Source organism: Cupriavidus sp. 05L310, assembly GCF_056398185.1.
On record NZ_JBFTOX010000046.1, the window covers coordinates 1 to 15,961 of the forward strand.

11 protein-coding genes and 1 pseudogene are annotated in these 15,961 nt (G+C 66.5%); 5 read left to right on the plus strand and 7 right to left on the minus strand.

Annotation, left to right across the window (positions count from 1 at the left end; all coding sequences use genetic code 11):
- Nucleotides 1-135 precede the first annotated feature (135 nt).
- Nucleotides 136-774: pseudogene (locus tag AC1DS6_RS28740) on the plus strand (alpha/beta fold hydrolase); the annotation flags it as partial.
- Between the two features lie 77 nt (nt 775-851).
- On the opposite strand, the gene AC1DS6_RS28745 reads toward AC1DS6_RS28740, so the two are convergent.
- The 5 genes from AC1DS6_RS28745 to AC1DS6_RS28765 all read right to left on the minus strand — a co-directional run bounded on the left by AC1DS6_RS28745 (nt 852) and on the right by AC1DS6_RS28765 (nt 10,008).
- On the minus strand, nt 852-1,004 hold the full coding sequence (locus AC1DS6_RS28745) for a hypothetical protein (protein ID WP_441625955.1): 153 nt from the start codon (nt 1,002-1,004) through the stop codon (nt 852-854).
- Nucleotides 1,005-1,295: 291 nt separating this feature from the next.
- Nucleotides 1,296-2,726, minus strand: a complete 1,431-nt coding sequence (locus AC1DS6_RS28750) for a C25 family cysteine peptidase (RefSeq protein ID WP_441625957.1) — start codon at nt 2,724-2,726, stop codon at nt 1,296-1,298.
- Between the two features lie 44 nt (nt 2,727-2,770).
- A complete protein-coding gene (locus AC1DS6_RS28755; RefSeq protein ID WP_477103645.1) occupies nt 2,771-4,093 on the minus strand; it encodes a hypothetical protein in 1,323 nt (440 codons plus the stop codon).
- An 85-nt stretch (nt 4,094-4,178) separates the two neighbouring features.
- Nucleotides 4,179-7,958, minus strand: coding sequence for a WD40 repeat domain-containing protein (locus AC1DS6_RS28760; RefSeq protein WP_477103646.1), 3,780 nt, complete (start codon nt 7,956-7,958; stop codon nt 4,179-4,181).
- A gap of 1 nt (nt 7,959) precedes the next feature.
- Nucleotides 7,960-10,008 carry a CHAT domain-containing protein gene (locus AC1DS6_RS28765; protein ID WP_477103647.1) on the minus strand — a complete coding sequence of 683 codons (2,049 nt, stop codon included), beginning with the start codon at nt 10,006-10,008 and terminating at the stop codon, nt 7,960-7,962.
- 498 nt (nt 10,009-10,506) lie between these two features.
- Between AC1DS6_RS28765 and AC1DS6_RS28770 the strand changes: the two genes are divergently transcribed.
- Both AC1DS6_RS28770 and AC1DS6_RS28775 read left to right on the plus strand, forming a co-directional pair.
- Nucleotides 10,507-10,695 carry a hypothetical protein gene (locus AC1DS6_RS28770; protein ID WP_441625965.1) on the plus strand — a complete coding sequence of 63 codons (189 nt, stop codon included), beginning with the start codon at nt 10,507-10,509 and terminating at the stop codon, nt 10,693-10,695.
- Nucleotides 10,696-10,698: 3 nt separating this feature from the next.
- Nucleotides 10,699-10,893, plus strand: a complete 195-nt coding sequence (locus tag AC1DS6_RS28775; protein WP_441625967.1) for a hypothetical protein — start codon at nt 10,699-10,701, stop codon at nt 10,891-10,893.
- A gap of 68 nt (nt 10,894-10,961) precedes the next feature.
- Here the strand turns inward: AC1DS6_RS28775 and AC1DS6_RS28780 are convergent, their stop codons facing one another.
- Nucleotides 10,962-11,855, minus strand: coding sequence for an oxidoreductase (locus AC1DS6_RS28780; protein ID WP_477103648.1), 894 nt, complete (start codon nt 11,853-11,855; stop codon nt 10,962-10,964).
- Between the two features lie 130 nt (nt 11,856-11,985).
- Here AC1DS6_RS28780 and AC1DS6_RS28785 point away from each other — a divergent pair, with 130 nt between their 5' ends.
- The gene (locus AC1DS6_RS28785; protein ID WP_441625971.1) at nt 11,986-12,891 is read left to right on the plus strand and encodes a LysR family transcriptional regulator; all 906 of its coding nucleotides are present in this window, start codon (nt 11,986-11,988) and stop codon (nt 12,889-12,891) included.
- A gap of 46 nt (nt 12,892-12,937) precedes the next feature.
- On the opposite strand, the gene AC1DS6_RS28790 is transcribed toward AC1DS6_RS28785, so the two are convergent.
- A complete protein-coding gene (locus AC1DS6_RS28790; protein ID WP_477103649.1) occupies nt 12,938-13,816 on the minus strand; it encodes a LysR family transcriptional regulator in 879 nt (292 codons plus the stop codon).
- Between the two features lie 338 nt (nt 13,817-14,154).
- On the opposite strand from AC1DS6_RS28790, the gene AC1DS6_RS28795 reads away from it, so the two are divergent.
- Nucleotides 14,155-15,918: a sensor domain-containing protein gene (locus AC1DS6_RS28795; protein WP_477103650.1), complete on the plus strand. Its 1,764-nt coding sequence runs from the start codon at nt 14,155-14,157 to the stop codon at nt 15,916-15,918.
- Nucleotides 15,919-15,961: the final 43 nt, after the last annotated feature.

Sequence of the window (15,961 nt, forward strand, 5' to 3'; positions counted from 1 at the left end):
ATGAGACCTTGGCCGTGATCGCAACACGTATCCATCGCGTGCGGCCGGATCGCGCCAAGCCTCGTCCGCCTCGCCACAAACCTCATCGACATGCTGCTTATAAGGCCTGTTGATGCCTAATTGTTGATGCTTAACTTGGGTGGATTGGGCATCTACCCCGGATCGGAACTCGGCTTCGTGTTCCAGACGCTGCGCGCCAATGACCTGATCTGGCCGAATGTCATCAACCACTACCTGAAGGGCAAGTCGCCCGAAGCATTCGACCTGCTTTACTGGAATGCCGACAGCACCAACCTGCCGGGGCCGATGTATACCTGGTACCTGCGGAACATGTACCTGGAGAACAACCTGTGCGTGCCGAAGCGGCTGACAATGTGCGGCACGCCCGTGGACCTCGGCGCGATCGATCTGCCCAGCTATGTGCTGGCGACGCAGGACGACCACATCGTGCCCTGGAAGTCCGCCTACCGGACGACGCAACTGGTCGGTGGCGAGACGCAGTTTGTGCTTGGCGCGAGCGGGCACATCGCGGGTGTCATCAATCCGGCGTCGAAGAACAAGCGCAGCTACTGGGCTGGCGGCACCCTGGGGGATGACGCCGGGCAGTGGCTTGCCAGTGCCACGGCGACGCCGGGGAGCTGGTGGCCCCATTGGATCAAGTGGCTCGCGCCCAAGGCCGGGAAGGCCATCGACGCGCCCCGCCAGGCCGGCAGCAAGACGTACCCCGTGATCGAACCGGCACCCGGGCGCTACGTCAAGGAACGGGCGGGCTGAGCGATGGCGCGCTGAATCGGGAAACTGCGTGACGTGAAGGAGCGCGCGGTCCCGCTCAGGGGAGCACGCGCCGCGTCTTAGCGAAGCTGCTCGTCGATATAGCAGAACACGGCCGTGCCACTGCCGTATTCGGTGTCGCGCGTGGTGAATGCCCCGGACAAGCAGATAAACACGGTCATGCATGCGACGGCGGCAAGCAGGCAGAGCGTCAGGATGGATAGCTTTTGCATGGCTAAGCCCTCCGGCAATCATTAGACGTCGATACCACGTTCATTCTCCTGACGAGGCCGCAAGCACCGGGGCCGGCGCTCACACGTCTATACGCATTTCTCATGCCTGCGTCCGGCAGGCGACACTGCCGCCGGATTATGCTTCAGGGGATACGCGTGGAGGGGAAATCGTTGGGCCGCACCATACAGTCCTGGCGACTTGTGTGTGTCCGGGAGCGACAGTGCATGACGCCCCGGATGGCCGGTCAGGCCATTGGGCGACGCCTCGCCGGGCGAGGCGTGAGGCAATGGTCAGGCGATGTCGCGCACCCTCAGCCGTACCGCCGGATCGCCCAGCACCACGTAATTGCGCGCATCGTCCCGCGCCACCCAGCGTAGCGCGATCTCGGTATCGGAAACGGCGGCACCCGCGCCGCGGTCGCGCAGCAACTCGGCCAGTTCCGTGCTGAGCGCGGCCCAGCGGATGTTGAAGCGATCCGTGGCCTGCCCCACGCGCTCGCCCCGCAGCAGGCTGCCGATCACGTCGCGGAATCCCTGGGTCTGCGGGTCCGCGCGCTCTGACTGGAAGCCGTAAGCCCAGGCCCTGTCGACATGCCCGAGCACCGCCAGCGCGCCGCCGTGGGGATGCGCAAGCAGCCGCTGCGGCAGGCGGGCGGTGAAGGGGGCCGGCGCGAGCCGCGCGGGGGCGACGGCGTCGCGGCCGAAATTGTCGAACTCGGGGCAGCCGGCGCCATAGCAGGCAAAGCAGAACTGGATGAGGCCGTGGCACTGCGCGTCGTCGGGCACATCTTGCGCGGCGAACCAGTGCTCGGGGCCGATTGCGCCGTAGCCTGGCCAGTCCTGGCAGACGATGGCGCCCTGGGCGCCGGCAAGGCGCGCATCGTCCGCGCGAAAGCCCATGCCGTGGGAGCCGGTGAAGAGCAGGGCGGGCGGGCCGTCCGGGCCTTTGCCGCGCAAGACTTCGGCCAGGGCGGATTTGGTGGCCGCTTCCCCCAGCAAGGCTTGCATGGCAAAGCCCTGGCGCTCGCCGAGGGCTTTGGCTTGCGCGGTGCCAAGGCTGAGCGGGGTGGCCAGTTGCCGCGTGAGCAACTGCGTGGCGCGATCGAAGTCGTGGCAGGTGGCGAACAGCGCGATCCGGCGCCGGGCTGTCACGCTGGCCATGGTTTCGTAGGCCGTCACGCTGTCCGCGTAGCTGCGAAAATCAGCCAGCTGCGGAAAATCCAGCCGCCCCACCGCCCAGTACAGGTCGAGCGTGTATTGGAAGGCAAACGATATCTTGTCGGGCGGCCCGACCAGCACGAGGTAGTAGGGCACGCCCAGGGCCGGATCCACCACGTTGAGCGAGACCTTGTGCCGCGCCAGCCAGGTGGCGGCGCTCTCGCCGGGCAGGCAGCCGTCCGCGCCCTGGAATATCGTGACCTGTCCGGCCTCCCGGTGCCGCCAGGCGATCAGCGGCGCGAGGGCGTCCAGGTAAGGCGCGGGATCGACGTCGGAGGGAAACAGCAAGCCCCAGCCGGCCTCGTCCAGCTTGTCGCCGTCGACATCGCCCAGCACGGCGTAGGTCTCGGCCTGCCGGGCCTTCTCCGCGGCGCGTTCGGGCGCACGGCGTCCCGCGTGCTCGTGCGCGGTGAACGCGGCGACAGCCTGCGCGTCGATGTCCGCGAGCGGGCGTCCGGTGTCGGCCTGGATGCCGAGCGGGATGGGCATGGATTCGTCGGTCATGGTAGTGCTCCCGGTCGCGCTCGTCATCTCGCTCAGGTTCGGATTCAGGCCCCGGCCAGCGCGGCCTGCCAGATCAGGTGGGCGACTTCGGGGCCGTCGATGTCGTTGTGCGCGCCCGAGACGCCGCTCTTGTGGCAGATGTACTCGCTGGCCTCGATGTTCAGCACCTTGCCGCCAGTCATGGTGTAGTGGCCGTCGTAGGGCTGCAGGGGCGCGTCCGTGGCGCCGTCGATGCCCTGGATGCCGAACGCGCCGATGGCGCCGAAGGCGGGATAGGCCTGCGCGGGTTCGAAGGCGACCTGGCCGGCCACGCCGGCGGCCCACGGATACAGCGAGCCGACTGCCGTATCGTGCCGCGAGCGGGTCACCACCAGCGGCCCGCTGACCTTGCCGTCCGGCAGCACCTGGTGGCAGTAGCCCGCCGTGCCGGGCCGCACGGGGATATCCGGCGCGTAGGCCCATAGCGACATCGCGCCCTGTACCAGCACGCACGACGCCACGGGGCGCCGCAGCGCCGCCGTGCCGCCCGGCCCGCCCAGCGCGGCGGACATGACGACGGCGCCGAAGCTGTGGCCCATCAGGTGGATGCGCGCCGCCGGCAAGGCATCGCCGATGCGGTTGACCAGGGGATGCACGCCGCTTTCTCCCACGGTCTGGGCGCGCTTCTTCATATTCCAGAAGGACAGCTGCCGCAGCGGTGCCAGCAAGCCGCCCAGCACGGAGCCGCCGAACGTGGCGCCCAGCTGGGTGGCTTCGGCGAAGGAGGCATCGGGATCGAACGGCAGGCGGTCGGCGCCGGCATCGCCTCCCACCCCCTCGCTGCCGAGCGCGAGCGCCTGGTCGAGTTGCAGGTAGGCCAGGCGCGCGGCTTCCGGCAGGCTGGCGGCATCCGCCTGGGTGCGCGCGGCCTCGAAGATGGCCGCCAGCGCGGCACGCACTGGCGGCGTGTCGCCCAGACGCTGCGCATAAGCATCGACCATGGCTTGCGCGCCCGCCCCTGCGAACGGCGCAAAGCTGGTATCGCCGCCCAGTTCCTCGTCGCCCCACGGCAGGCTGGGCCAGTGCACGCCGATATGGGCAACGGCGAAATCCGGGTGTCGCGCGCGCATCTCCTGCTCGTCGCCGACGCTGCGCGCGAAGGCGCCGATCCAGCGGTCGTACTGGTTGCGCGCCGCGGGCAGGTCGCCCTGCCAGCCGTGGCTCCAGAGAAAGACATCGGTGGGCGCGCTGTCCCGCCATTGCGGCAGCAGACGCTCGGACAAATGTCCGCCGACGCCGTCCGGGTCGTCGTTGCGTTCGTTGCCGGCGGCGTCCAGTGCCAGCAGCGCATAGCTGGCGCTGGTACCCGCAATGGTCTGGATGGGCATGGCGTGCTCCTCTTCCGGTCAACTCAGTCGATAAAGGCGTCGATAAAGGCGTCGATCAACCTGTTGATCAACGCATTCACCGTATTCAACGTGCTTCACATGCGGTCGGCGATGGCGTATCGCCCTTGAAGAAATCGGCTTTCTGCCGGGCCGTAAAGCCACCGCCGGCAATGGCGCAGGCCTGCTTGCGCCATTGCTCCATATCGAGATCCCAGATCGCGGCAAGCCCGGTGCCCGCCGCATACAGCCAACGGCCGTCGTCGCTGACGGAGAGGGCGGCCACGGGTTGCCGCGGGTCGCGATAGAGCGTTTGCGGGATCGGCAGTGGCCGGTCGGTCTCGCGGTCGAGCAGGAAGAGATTGCCATGGTCGTCCCCGGCGACGACAAACGGCGCGTCTGGCGCGGCCAGCGCGGTGATGACGCCCGCGGCATCTTGTTTGAGGATGGTGGCCCGGGCGCGCACCGGCTGGCCCGGCGAGGCCGGGGACTTCGGCAATGCCAGGCGGTACACCTTGCCCAGATAGTTGCCGGCCACCAGCGTGTCGCCGCGCGCGCCGAAGGCAAGACTGGTGATCTGGCCGCGCGGCAGGTCTTCGAAACGCTGGACCATGACCGCCCTGGCGTCGGCGCAATCGGTCCCGGCGAGCTCGATCCGCCACAGGCCGATGCTGTCGTCCTCGGCCACGGCGAGTTCGCTGGCGCCGGGCCGGAAGGTGGCATAGGCCGCGCGCGCCAGCGGCTCGGGCAGCGGGATCCGGCAGGCGTCGGCTTCTGCGGTGGCTTCGGTGGCGGATGCAGCGGCCGCGGCAGGCGTGGCCGCGCCGGCATCGGGCGGCAGACGCCATAGTTCCAGGCGCCGGGCTTCGGCGGGTTCGCCCGAACGGATCGCCAGCAGGCGCGCATCGTCGCTGAGTGTCAGGCGCGCGCTGGTGCCCGCCATTACGCCAGGCAGGATCGCATTGCCGGTGCCATCGGCCGCAAGCATCCAGACCTGGCCGTTGTCATCCGCCACCACAAGGCGCCGCGCGCCACGCGCCCAGTCCAGCGCGCGCACCGGCGCGGCCGGCATGGAAACCGGCCGCCGGCTCGCTGGATTGCCGGCCTCCGCCTGCAATATGACCAGCCTGCCGCTTTCGGTCGCGGCGGCCACCGGCGGGGTGACGCCCGTCAGCGCCAGCAGTAGCGGCGGCGCGCCATCCTGCCCGCGCGAGAGGATCCGTGCCATCGGATGGCGCGGCGCGTCGAAGCGCATCTGCAGCAGCTCGCCCTGTTCGGTGGAGGCAAACAGGCGCTGGTCGCGGCCGGCCAGCGCCAGTCCGGTGATCTGGCTCGGCAGGTCCAGCAGCTCGTTGCGCGTGAACTGCATACGCTCGGGGTCGAGCCGCCAGCGGATCACGCGGCCATCCCAGCCGCCGGAGAGCAATTGCTTGTCGTCGGTGAAGACCAGCCGCACCACGGCATCGTCGTGGCCCAGCAGCGCGCGCGGCCACAGCACGCCATCGGCGGTGCGCCACACGCTGATGCGGCCGCCGCGCGTGCCGGCCACGGCCAGGCTGCCGTCCGGACTGACGGCGATGCTGTGGTAGCCCGCGAACCAGTCGGTATTGTCCGCGGGCGCCGACAGTTCCTGTGCGGGGGTCTTCAACACAGCGGGGTCCGCCCCGGAGTCGGACGGCAGGCGCCACAGCCGGGCCTTGCCGTCGCGCGACGCGGTGGCGAGCTGCCGGCCTTGATCGAACAGCGCCACGTCGGTGATGCGCAGGGCGTGTGCGCGCCCGCTTGCCACCGGGCGCCGCCACGTGTCGCCGCCCTTGGCGAGATCCCACACAACGACGCGGCCGCCGTCGTAGCCCGCGGCCAGGCGCCGGCCGTCGCCGGACAGGGCCGAGACCGGACCCCATCCGCTTGCGCGGCTCGCCCCCGGCGGCTGCAGCACCGTGGCACGCGCGGGCTGCGCGATGTTCCACAACGCCACGCTGCCGTCCTGGCCGCCCGTGGCCAGCGTGCCGGCGCCGGTCAGCGCCAGCACGCGCATGCCGTCGGGATGCTGGTTGCGCAGCGCGGCCTCGTCCAGCCGCACCGTGCGGGCGCCGGGACCGAGCCCGGTGACGTCCACGATCCAGTGATTCGCGCCGAGCCTGGCGCTGACCCGATAGCCGGCATCGGCCTGCACCTCCAGGGTTTGCTCATCCGCGCGCGCCAGGTAGGCTTCGATATGGCGGGCACGATTCATGGTGCTGACCAGGGAGCGCCGGAAATCGAAGCCCGCCGGCGGGGAGTGGCCATGCAGGTCGCGCGTGCCCTCCACGGCCGCCAGCAGCGCGGCGTCCGGCGCGGGCCGCGAGCCGAGCAGCGAGAAAAGGGCGTTTTGCCGGGCGATGTCTTGCTTGGTGGCGCGCAGTTGCCAGGCCAGGATCGCAACGCCGATCAGAACCACGAACGTGACGAACGCCAGCGAATAGCCAAGGATATGCCAGCGCCGCGCGCGCTCCTGCTCCGCGCGATAGCGCTGGTAGGCCGCCAGGAAACGGTTTTCCGCTTCGCTGTGCCGGTCCTCGGCTTCGAGCAAGGTGTCGTCGAGTTCCTCGGTGGAGCTGAGCTTGCCGAAGACGCCGGGATTCTCGCCGGACAGGGCCCAGGCGCGCGCCAGCTGTTTCCAGTGCGGCAGGTACTGGGTGCGCCATTGCGCGTTGCTGGCGCGCACCGGTTCGATCAGCCGGTCGTGCGCGAGCTCGAGCCACTGCGCGTCCTGGCGGCTTTGCGCGCGCACCAGGTGATATTGCTGCAAGAGGTCGAGCTCGGCCGCCGTGGGTGCGCTGCGCGAGCCGGCGTCCAGCGTTGCCTGGGCGCGCATGTTGGTGGCGGTGATCAGGCGGCTCTCGACCCAGTCGCGTACCACGCGCTGCCGTGGGCGCGTGGCGGCGGCCGTGTCGAACACCGTATTGCAGTACGAAGCCAGCGCCGCGCCGGTGTCCAGGCGCCGAACCTGCTCGAGCGTGATCGCGCCCCCGCCGGCCGCCGGCCCGTCCTGGCCGAAGCAGGCTTGCCACAGGCTCAGGCCGACCACCTGCAATTGCACTGGCTCGACAAAGCGCCCCTCGCGCAGGCTTACCTGGCCGGCCGCATCGCGCGTGCGCACCTGGGCCAGATCCTTCACCAACTGCCGCGCCGCGTCCTCGCGAAAATCCACGCCCGCCTCCAGCGCCGGTCCGCGCAGCGCCTCCAGCGCCTGGTCGCGCGACAGCAGGTCGATCCGCATGGTGTTCATCAGGTGCGTCGGCACCAGGTCGCGATAGGCATCGAGCCACGAGAAGTATTCCTCGCGCATCGCCACCAGGGCCCATACCGGGCTGCCGCTGCGATCCAGCAGCTCGCCCAGCTGCGTGAAGAACACCTGCTTGGCGCCGGTGTCGGTGCTGTCGAGCGTGAAGATCTCCTCGAACTGGTCGAGCACGATCAGCAGCCGCCGCGTGCGGCCACCCGGATTGTGGTCTTCCAGGCGGGACAGGCAGGACAGCAGCGTATCGTCCGCGCGCGGCTTCAGTTCGGCGCGCGCAGCCCAGCAGTGCAGCGCGCTGGTGACATAGCGGTTGCTGCCTTCATACGGCACGCTGACCCGCGCGGTGGGCAGCACGTCGAAGCGATCCGCCAGGCGCGGACGCAGGCCGGCCTCGATCAGCGACGTCTTGCCCGCGCCCGAGGGCGAATACAGGAGGACGACGCGGTCGGCGATCAGGCGGTCGCGCAGTTCCTCGATCTCGGCATCGCGGCCGAAGATGGGGTCCGTCTCGTCCAGCGGCATGGGGCCGATGTACGGGCCGTGGGCGTTGCGTGTCGTGTCCGGAAGTTCGGGATTGGCCGCCATCTCACCCCTCCAGGCGTCGCAGCAGTTCGGCGGTGAACATGCCGACGTCGCCCCAGTACAGCTTGAGCCGGGCCTTGTCCTGGAAGTAGCGCTCCAGGTAGCGGCGCGCGCTCACCGGGTCGACGATGCTGTTGGGATCGAGCTGCGCGGAAAGGTGCTGGTATTCCTGGCGCAGGTCCGCGCCCTCCAGGTTGAGGATGCTGCGGAACAGGATGCGGAATTCCCACGACTGCACGTCGAAGCCGACGAACAGCAGCGCACTGTCGTTGAGCCGCGCCCGCACGGCCAGCGGGATGGCGTTGCGGTTCATCGACACGCTGGTGAGGTAATCGAAATACTGGTCCTCGGTCAGCACCAGCGAGCCGGGCTCGCGCAGGTCGCCGAACAGCTTGAGCACCATCGGCGCCTGCGCGGTGGGATTCGCGCGCTTGCGGCCTTCGGACAGCGCGTCGTCGCAAGCTTCGGCCTGGCGGTTCCAGCGGCACAGCCGGATGCCGGGATCAACGCCGCCCTCGCGCAGGGCATCGGCAAGCAGGTCGCTGGGATCCGTCGTCAGGTACACCGGCAACTTGAGCCGCGCCATCGCGCGGTAGGGGTTGGCGGGATCCTGCTGGCGCTGCGCGCGGCCCACGGTGCAAACCACCTCGCCAAGCTGCGCGATGATGTCTTCGTTGCGCAGCGCCGACAGTGCGGGTGGCAGGATGTCGCGGTACTGCTGGCTCAGGTGCTGGTATGCGAACTTGAAGAAAAGCCGCCGCGGGAACACCCCTTGCTGGGACACGGCCAGGTACTGCGCCACCTGCGGCAGCTCATCGCGTTCGTGCGCCGCCATCGGGAAGTGATAGGCCTCGGCCCACATCTGCGCCAGTTGCAGGCGCGAGCCGAAGACCGTCTCGCTCATGGCCGGTCCGAGGATCGGCGTGGTCTCGCCATGCTGGATGTTCTCGATGACGGCGCGCCAGGCATCGGCGCCATCGCCTTCGTCGGGTCCGAAGCCCGGCGGATAAAAGATGCGGCCGCTGTCGAGCCGCGTGAACACCGCCGGCATCCACCAGTCGGGCTGCTGGCTGACCGCCGCGCGCGCGATGCCCGCGGCGCGGTCCACCTCGCCGTGGTCGCGCAGTTCGGTAAAGAACACCGGCATGAAGGCGTCCATGGTGGCCACGCTCACATTGCCCTGCATGGCGAGGACTGCCGGTACGCCGGCCTGCGCCAGCAGCGGGCCGAGCGCCATCAGCGTGCTGCCGCCGCGCGCCGCGCCCGCGCTCTGGCAGGAACACAGCACCACCAGGCTGGGCGGGCGCTCCAGCGTGCCGATGCGGTCCACCAGCACGCTGCCGGCCACCAGGTCGCGCGTGCCGTCGGTGCGTTCGAGCCACAACATGGGCGTGTCATCCACCAGCGCGCCGTGGCACACGATATAGAGCACGTCCACGCCGTCGCGCAAGGCGGCGAGGATTCGCTCCACGGTGGCGTGTCCCGGCTCGGCCAGCGTGGTCACCGGGACCGGGGCGAGCGCGGCAGCCGCGCGCGCGGCTTCCCCGGCGGCATCGATCGCCGCCATCTCCGGGCCGAGCCCGCTTGGGTTTGCCACCACCACCAGCGCTGTCACATCGCTCTTTGCACGCAGCTTGGGCAGGCGCATCTCCCGCGCGAACAGGTAGCGCGAAAAAAAGCAGTGTTGCCCGATAAAGAGGGGATGCTCGCCGGCGGGGTCGAACAAGGTCTCCCATGGCAGCGCATGCAGTTCGCGCGCATCGATGCTGATGCGCAGGCGCACGCGCAGGTCCAGGCGGCGCTCCTGCGCCGCGGTCTGCGCGGCGACAAAGGCATCGCGCACGGCCGGCGCCGCGAACAGGCTGGCCGCCAGCGCGCGCCCGCACACCCGCGGGTCCGCATCGCGCAGGGTCGGGTCATCCGGTGACAGCGCCAGCGGCACGCGCGGCGTAATGGCGTCCCCTTCAGGCACCCGATGACGTGCTTCCACCTCGTACCTGCCGCCGCCATCGTTGTCGATGACGATTTCTAGCTCGGAGTAGTTGCGTGGCATAGGCCGTCTCGCGGAGTCCGTGACGCGGGGCCGGAATGCGTTGCCGGCGACGGGTGTCCCGATGGAGACGCGCCCGTCCAAGAACTAATGAATATGATATTTGCGAAAAATGCAATTTGCGTCGCTGCCGCACGGATCTGGAACGATGCCTGCGGTGATGCAAGCTGCATCCGGCGCCGCCCGCCACGGCGAGAAGCCGCCATGGCGCAACTGTTGGCCGGAACGCCACATCTCGCATTTCTGTTGCCGGAAAGCCAACATTGCATCTCGCCGCACGAGCCGGCGTCGGACACGGAATAGGCCGCTTCAGCCGCATTGGGCGGGTTTGCCCGGGAAGCAGCGAAGCAGTGTGCCCCATGCGTGGCGCAGACAGCCCACGCGCGCGAATGGCACGCTCCATGCTCACCTGACATCAAGCCTCGTAACAGGCCCGATACGGATCCCCCGATCCGACACGTCAACATCCCGACCTGTTTTACCGACTATTAGGAGACTGTAATGAACACGCTAGACATTAAAGACCTGCCGGTGTCCGAAGTGCTGGACGAGAAAGCGATGGCGGAACTGCGCGGCGGCATTGGAAGAACGCCCGTCCAGATCCTTGCATGGGAGTTGTCGGGCAAGCCGGCCACCTGGCAAGGCATGATCCTCGGCGACGATGGCCGCCTGCATCCCGGACCGGTCTGAGCCATGACGTCGACCCCAGTGGGAGACGCCGAGCCGGGCGCGAGCCGCCCCGCCTGCCCGATCGCGCTGTCCGCCGGGCAGCGCATGCTGGCGTTTGTGGACGCTTGCCGGTGCGAGACGCGCCAGCTTGCCTGGTGGCCGCAGCCGCGTACGCGGATCGTCAGGCAATGGCGGCTCGCGCCAACAGGCAGGCCTTGAACGCGAGCCCGATGCGGCTGACGTGGCGCGGCGCCGCGCCACGTCAGCCGCATTCGAGCCGCACGCACTCAGGCCGGGAAGTCAGTCGACCGTGACAGCGCTTCCCACGCCTGCAGTTCTTGCTCCACCAGCGCATGTTTTTCGCGCACGCGGTTCACCGCGTCGGTGCCGAACTGAAGGCGCTGCGGAGGCTGCTGTGCCGCTATCAGCGCAAGCAATCCCTGCGCGAGTTTCCTGGGGTCGCCGGGCTGCTGGTGGTTATAGGCCTTGGCCGTGCTGCGCACCTTGCCTGCCGTCCCGGCGTAATCGCCGATCACCGTGGCGGACTCCACTACCGAGGCAGCATCCAGGAAGTCGGTGCGGAAGTAGCCAGGCTCGATCACGGTGACGTGGATGCCAAGCGGTGCAAGCTCGTCATGCAGCGCTTCCGACAGGCCTTCGACGGCAAACTTGGTCGAGCTATAGACCCCGAAACCGGCGGCTGCCCGGTAACCGCCCAGTGACGACACATTGATCACGTGCCCCGCGCGCTGGCTGCGCATCTGCGGCAGCACGGCGCGCGTCACGTTGAGCAGGCCCATCACATTGGTTTCGAAGAGGTTCCGGACTTCGGCCGCGCTGGCCTCCTCCACCGCGCCGGCCATGCCAAAACCCGCGTTGTTGACGAGCACGTCGATACGGCCGAATCGTTTCACCGCCAGCTTTACCGCTTCCCTTGCGGACGCTTCGTCGGTGACATCGAGGTCCACCGCCAGCAGGCCGGGCAAGGCGCCGAACTTGCCGGCCACGGTCTTCGAATTCCGCGTGGTCGCCACGACGGCGTCGCCGTGGGCGAGCGCCGCCGAAACGATCTCCGCGCCGATGCCGCGCGATGCGCCCGTGATCAGCCAGACGCGCTTGAATCGGGTTTGCGTTTGTTGAGTCTGATGAGTCTGTTGCGTGTGTTGCGTGCTCATGTTCATTGCTCCTTGGTCGGGTTCGGCAACCGGAAGAGCCGGTGCCGATGAAGCAAATCCTACGCATCCGATTGCCCGGCAAAAAGCGGATCGAGGTACATTCGTCATGAACCAGAGGTTCATAATGGAGTGAGCAATGGACAAGGACGCCTTCGACGGTATCGCCATGTTCCTGGCGGTGGCGGAACACAAGAGCTTTACGGTTGCCGGCAGCCGGCTGCAGGTCTCGCCGACTGCCGTCAGCAAGGCGATCCGGCTGTTGGAGCGGCGGCACGGCGTGCCGCTGTTCCAGCGCACCACCCGCAGGGTGGCCCTGACCGAGGCCGGCGCCGCGCTGTACGCGCGGCTACGTCCCGCGGCGGAGGAAATCGGCGGCGCGCTGGAAGCGCTCGGCGGCTTCAGTACCCATGCCTCGGGCACCTTGCGCATCACCATGACCCGCGCGGCCTGCGCGCTGCTGGTTGAACCGATGATCGAGCGTTTTCGCCTGCTGCATCCCGAGGTACACCTGGACCTGACGCTGGACGAAGGTGTCGTCGACCTGGTGGAAAGCGGCTTCGATGCCGGGATACGCCTGGGCGAGACGCTGGCCAAGGACATGGTTGCGCTGCGGCTCACGCCGGACGTCACCTGGTGCGTGGTCGGCAGCCCCGCCTATTTCGCCAGGGCAGGGCGGCCGAAGGCGCCGGCGGACCTGATGCGCCACCAGGGCATCCAGTATCGCTTCGTCAAATCGGGCCTGATCCATCGCTGGGATTTCCAGGTGGGCCGCCGCAAGGTATGGGTCGATATCGACAGCAAGGTCACGGTGAACGATCGCAACACGCTGGTCGATCTTGCCCGCAGGGGGCTTGGGCTGGCTTACGTCGCGGAGTTCGAGGCCGGGCGGGAACTCGCGGCGGGCGAGTTGGAGGCCGTGCTGGCGCCGTATGTGCCGCGCAGCGATGGCTTGTACCTGTATTTCCCGGTGCGCACGCAGTCGCAGGCGAAGCTGCGCGCGTTTATCGATATGCTCAAGACGGTGCTGCCGCCGGCAGGTTGAGCGGTTTTGCGAAATGCAATGCAAGGATGGCGGCGATGGATTCCTGCTATTCGGCCGCTGCAGCCACTGCTTTCCAGCGTTGGGCAGCCTGTCTCAGCACTTCACCAAATTGCCTCGCCTCGGGCGGGGCGACGGTATTGCTGGTCGCCATGACAATGTCTAGCGGCTCGATATCCACCAATCCATCGTCGCGGTCAAGAATCCGCAGGTGCTCACGGGCGGCTTGCGAGGGTACTGCCGCCACCACCATGCCAGCGTTCACCCCTGCCAGGATGCCGGGTACGGATGTACTCTCATATACGCAGCTATAGTCGGCTTCGGCATGCTCCAACGCGGCCAGGATATGGGCGCGGACCGTGCTCCCAAGCTCGTACAGCCCAATGGGGATTGGATTCTGCTGCCAGATGTGAGGCCCGTCCGGGTGCGCAACCCAGCGTAGCTCCTGGGTGAACAAGGGGTCTCCATCCATATGGGCCCCTCGCACGCCAATGGCAAGGTCCACCTGGCCGCTCTGCAGCTTTCCGTTCAGGTGCGCGGTCGACGCGCAAACCAGCTCAATGAGGACGGTCGGGTGGGTAGCATGAAAGTTCCGGATTGCAATGGGAAGCAGTTCGTTCGCATAGAACTCGGGAGCCCCGACTCGCAGACGGTGCTTTGCGCTGCCGCGAATCGCCACCCAGGCTTCTTCCTCCAGCGCAACCACACGCATCGCGTACGCGTAAAGCGCTTCCCCGGAAGCGGTCAGCTTTAGCTGTCTATTCTCCCGACAGAACAACTTGGCCTCGGCCATTTGCTCCAGTTGGCGCATCTGCATGCTCACAGCAGCTTGCGTCTTGTGACAAGCCCGCGCTGCAAGCGTAAAACTCTGACGGTCTGCGGCTGCCAGAAAAACCCGAAGTTGCTCGATGCTAGGTCTACGGCCCATAAGCGAAGTTTGTCCACCCCATCAATTTTTCTTGCTTTATTCGTCGGCGCAGTCTACGCCATACTTGGGGCGCGCCGGGATGACCTACGTCAAAAAAGGATCGTCTTTACGATAGCGTTGTAAATCGAAGTGTGTAGAGAACATGCAAATCGACCCAAGAGTCGGCTGCATAGGGCCAGAGGCTGCTGAATTAGTTGCGGGGTTATGCTACCCCTGGTCCGTTCGTGACTCGCTCATACCCGGCGCATCCGGTAAAAAAATAGGCCTCAATTGTCGGGGCTTTCGGGTGCAGGCGTCGTCGTCACGGCGACGCGGGCTTTACGGGGGGGTGCAACAAGATGGTCGATTTGTGCGGCGATGCGGTGGAGCGAATCGAGTCAACATGGGGTGTGGACAATTTGTCCTTGTACGCATTTGCGATGGAGCAAGTGGCCGATTCCATCGTCATTACGGACTCGATGGGAAAAATCACCTACGTCAACAAGGCGTTCGAAGCCCAGACGGGTTATGACCGTTCGATGGCGCTTGGCAATACGCCCGGCATAGTGAAGTCGGGGAAGATGGCGGAGGCATTCTACGAGAGACTATGGGCGATTCTAGGCGCGGGTGAGACATTCAAAGGGATTTTTGTAAACAGAAGAATAGATGGCGTGCTCTTCTCCGAGGAGAAGGTCATCACGCCGCTTCGCGATCTGAACGGCGCGATTACCCACTTCATCTCGGCGGGAAGGGACGTCACCTCGCGCCTGGAATCCGAGCGCAGACTGCGAGAGCTGGCGTGCTTCGACGATTTGACGAAGCTATACAACAGGGTTTCTTTCTTCGAGCAGCTTGACGTACTGATCTCAGCCAGCAGCGAACGCTGCAACGGGGTCACGCTCCTGCTGATCGACCTTGACCGCTTCAAAGGCATCAATGACGCGTTGGGGCATGACATCGGGGACCAGGTCCTGATCAAGGTGGCGGAGCGCCTGGTCGATGCCACCCGGCTTGGCGATATCGTTGCGAGGCTCGGGGGCGATGAATTCACGGTGGCTCTTGCCGGCCCGCTGACGGATACCGACAGGGAGTCGATTCTCCAGCGCATTTGCGCCACGGTCGAGGTTCCGATCGTGGTATCCGGAACGCCGCTCTATGTAGGCGCCAGCATTGGCGTAAGCCGGTTTCCCGACGACGGCGGCGATAGCAAGGCGCTCTTCAAGCAGGCCGACATTTCGCTGTATGAGGCCAAGCGTGAAGGGCGTGGCAGGGCGAAGCACTACTCCCCTGCGCTAAGAAAGAATGCCGAGCGATATCACCAGATCTACCAGGCGATGCGGCATGCCTTTGGCGCCAGGGAACTGTGGGTTGCCTACCAGCCGGTCTTTGATCTGAAGACCAGGAAGGTAGTCGGGGTGGAAGCCCTCGTCAGGTGGAATTCCCAGACCCTGGGTACGATCATGCCTGCCGAGTTTCTCCCGGTGGTCTGTGACCTGGGGCTCGGCCACAAGCTCACGGACTTCGTTCTCGAGAAAGCATCCTCCGATATCGCTCGCGCCAACGCGGAACTTGGCGTGTCCCTGACCGTGGCGGTAAATGTCCCGGCCGAAGAGCTGCATGCTTCCGGATTTGCGGGCAAGGTCGAAGCGGCGCTGCGCAGGAGCGCGCTTGCGCCGACCTCGCTGAAGGTCGAGATTACAGAAAGTGCGCTCATCCCACAGGGGGAGTCTTCCACCTCCGCGCTGGAGGCGCTCGCGAACGCCGGCGTCGAGATCGTGATCGATGACTTCGGAACGGGGTACTCGAATCTCGGCTACCTAAGTACCCTTCCCGTAAGCTCACTGAAGATCGCGCGCTCATTCATTGAGAAAAGCGGACGAAGCGAGAATTCAAAAAAGATAATCCGGGCAATTATGATGCTCGCCTCGAATTTCGGCGTTGGCGTGATAGCCGAGGGTGTCGAAACTTCAAGTGAACTGGAATTCCTGGAGGAAGAAGGCTGTCGTCTTATACAAGGATTCCTGATTGCCCGTCCTATGCCGATAGGAGATCTGATTAACTATATGAATTCATATGGAAGGGAAGCAGACTGGACGAGAGGCGGAACTGGAAATGAGAAGTAAGAAGTGTCAAAAAACATGATCTTATTTCTGCGTATTTTATATG

Excerpts from the sequence above, each read along its gene's own strand:
- AC1DS6_RS28745 (WP_441625955.1), bottom strand. The coding sequence starts at position 1,004 with ATGCAAAAGCTATCCATCCTGACGCTCTGCCTGCTTGCCGCCGTCGCA.
- AC1DS6_RS28750 (WP_441625957.1), bottom strand. The coding sequence starts at position 2,726 with ATGACCGACGAATCCATGCCCATCCCGCTCGGCATCCAGGCCGACACC.
- AC1DS6_RS28755 (WP_477103645.1), bottom strand. The coding sequence starts at position 4,093 with ATGCCCATCCAGACCATTGCGGGTACCAGCGCCAGCTATGCGCTGCTG.
- AC1DS6_RS28760 (WP_477103646.1), bottom strand. The coding sequence starts at position 7,958 with ATGGCGGCCAATCCCGAACTTCCGGACACGACACGCAACGCCCACGGC.
- AC1DS6_RS28765 (WP_477103647.1), bottom strand. The coding sequence starts at position 10,008 with ATGCCACGCAACTACTCCGAGCTAGAAATCGTCATCGACAACGATGGC.
- AC1DS6_RS28770 (WP_441625965.1), top strand. The coding sequence starts at position 10,507 with ATGAACACGCTAGACATTAAAGACCTGCCGGTGTCCGAAGTGCTGGAC.
- AC1DS6_RS28775 (WP_441625967.1), top strand. The coding sequence starts at position 10,699 with ATGACGTCGACCCCAGTGGGAGACGCCGAGCCGGGCGCGAGCCGCCCC.
- AC1DS6_RS28780 (WP_477103648.1), bottom strand. The coding sequence starts at position 11,855 with ATGAACATGAGCACGCAACACACGCAACAGACTCATCAGACTCAACAA.
- AC1DS6_RS28785 (WP_441625971.1), top strand. The coding sequence starts at position 11,986 with ATGGACAAGGACGCCTTCGACGGTATCGCCATGTTCCTGGCGGTGGCG.
- AC1DS6_RS28790 (WP_477103649.1), bottom strand. The coding sequence starts at position 13,816 with ATGGGCCGTAGACCTAGCATCGAGCAACTTCGGGTTTTTCTGGCAGCC.
- AC1DS6_RS28795 (WP_477103650.1), top strand. The coding sequence starts at position 14,155 with ATGGTCGATTTGTGCGGCGATGCGGTGGAGCGAATCGAGTCAACATGG.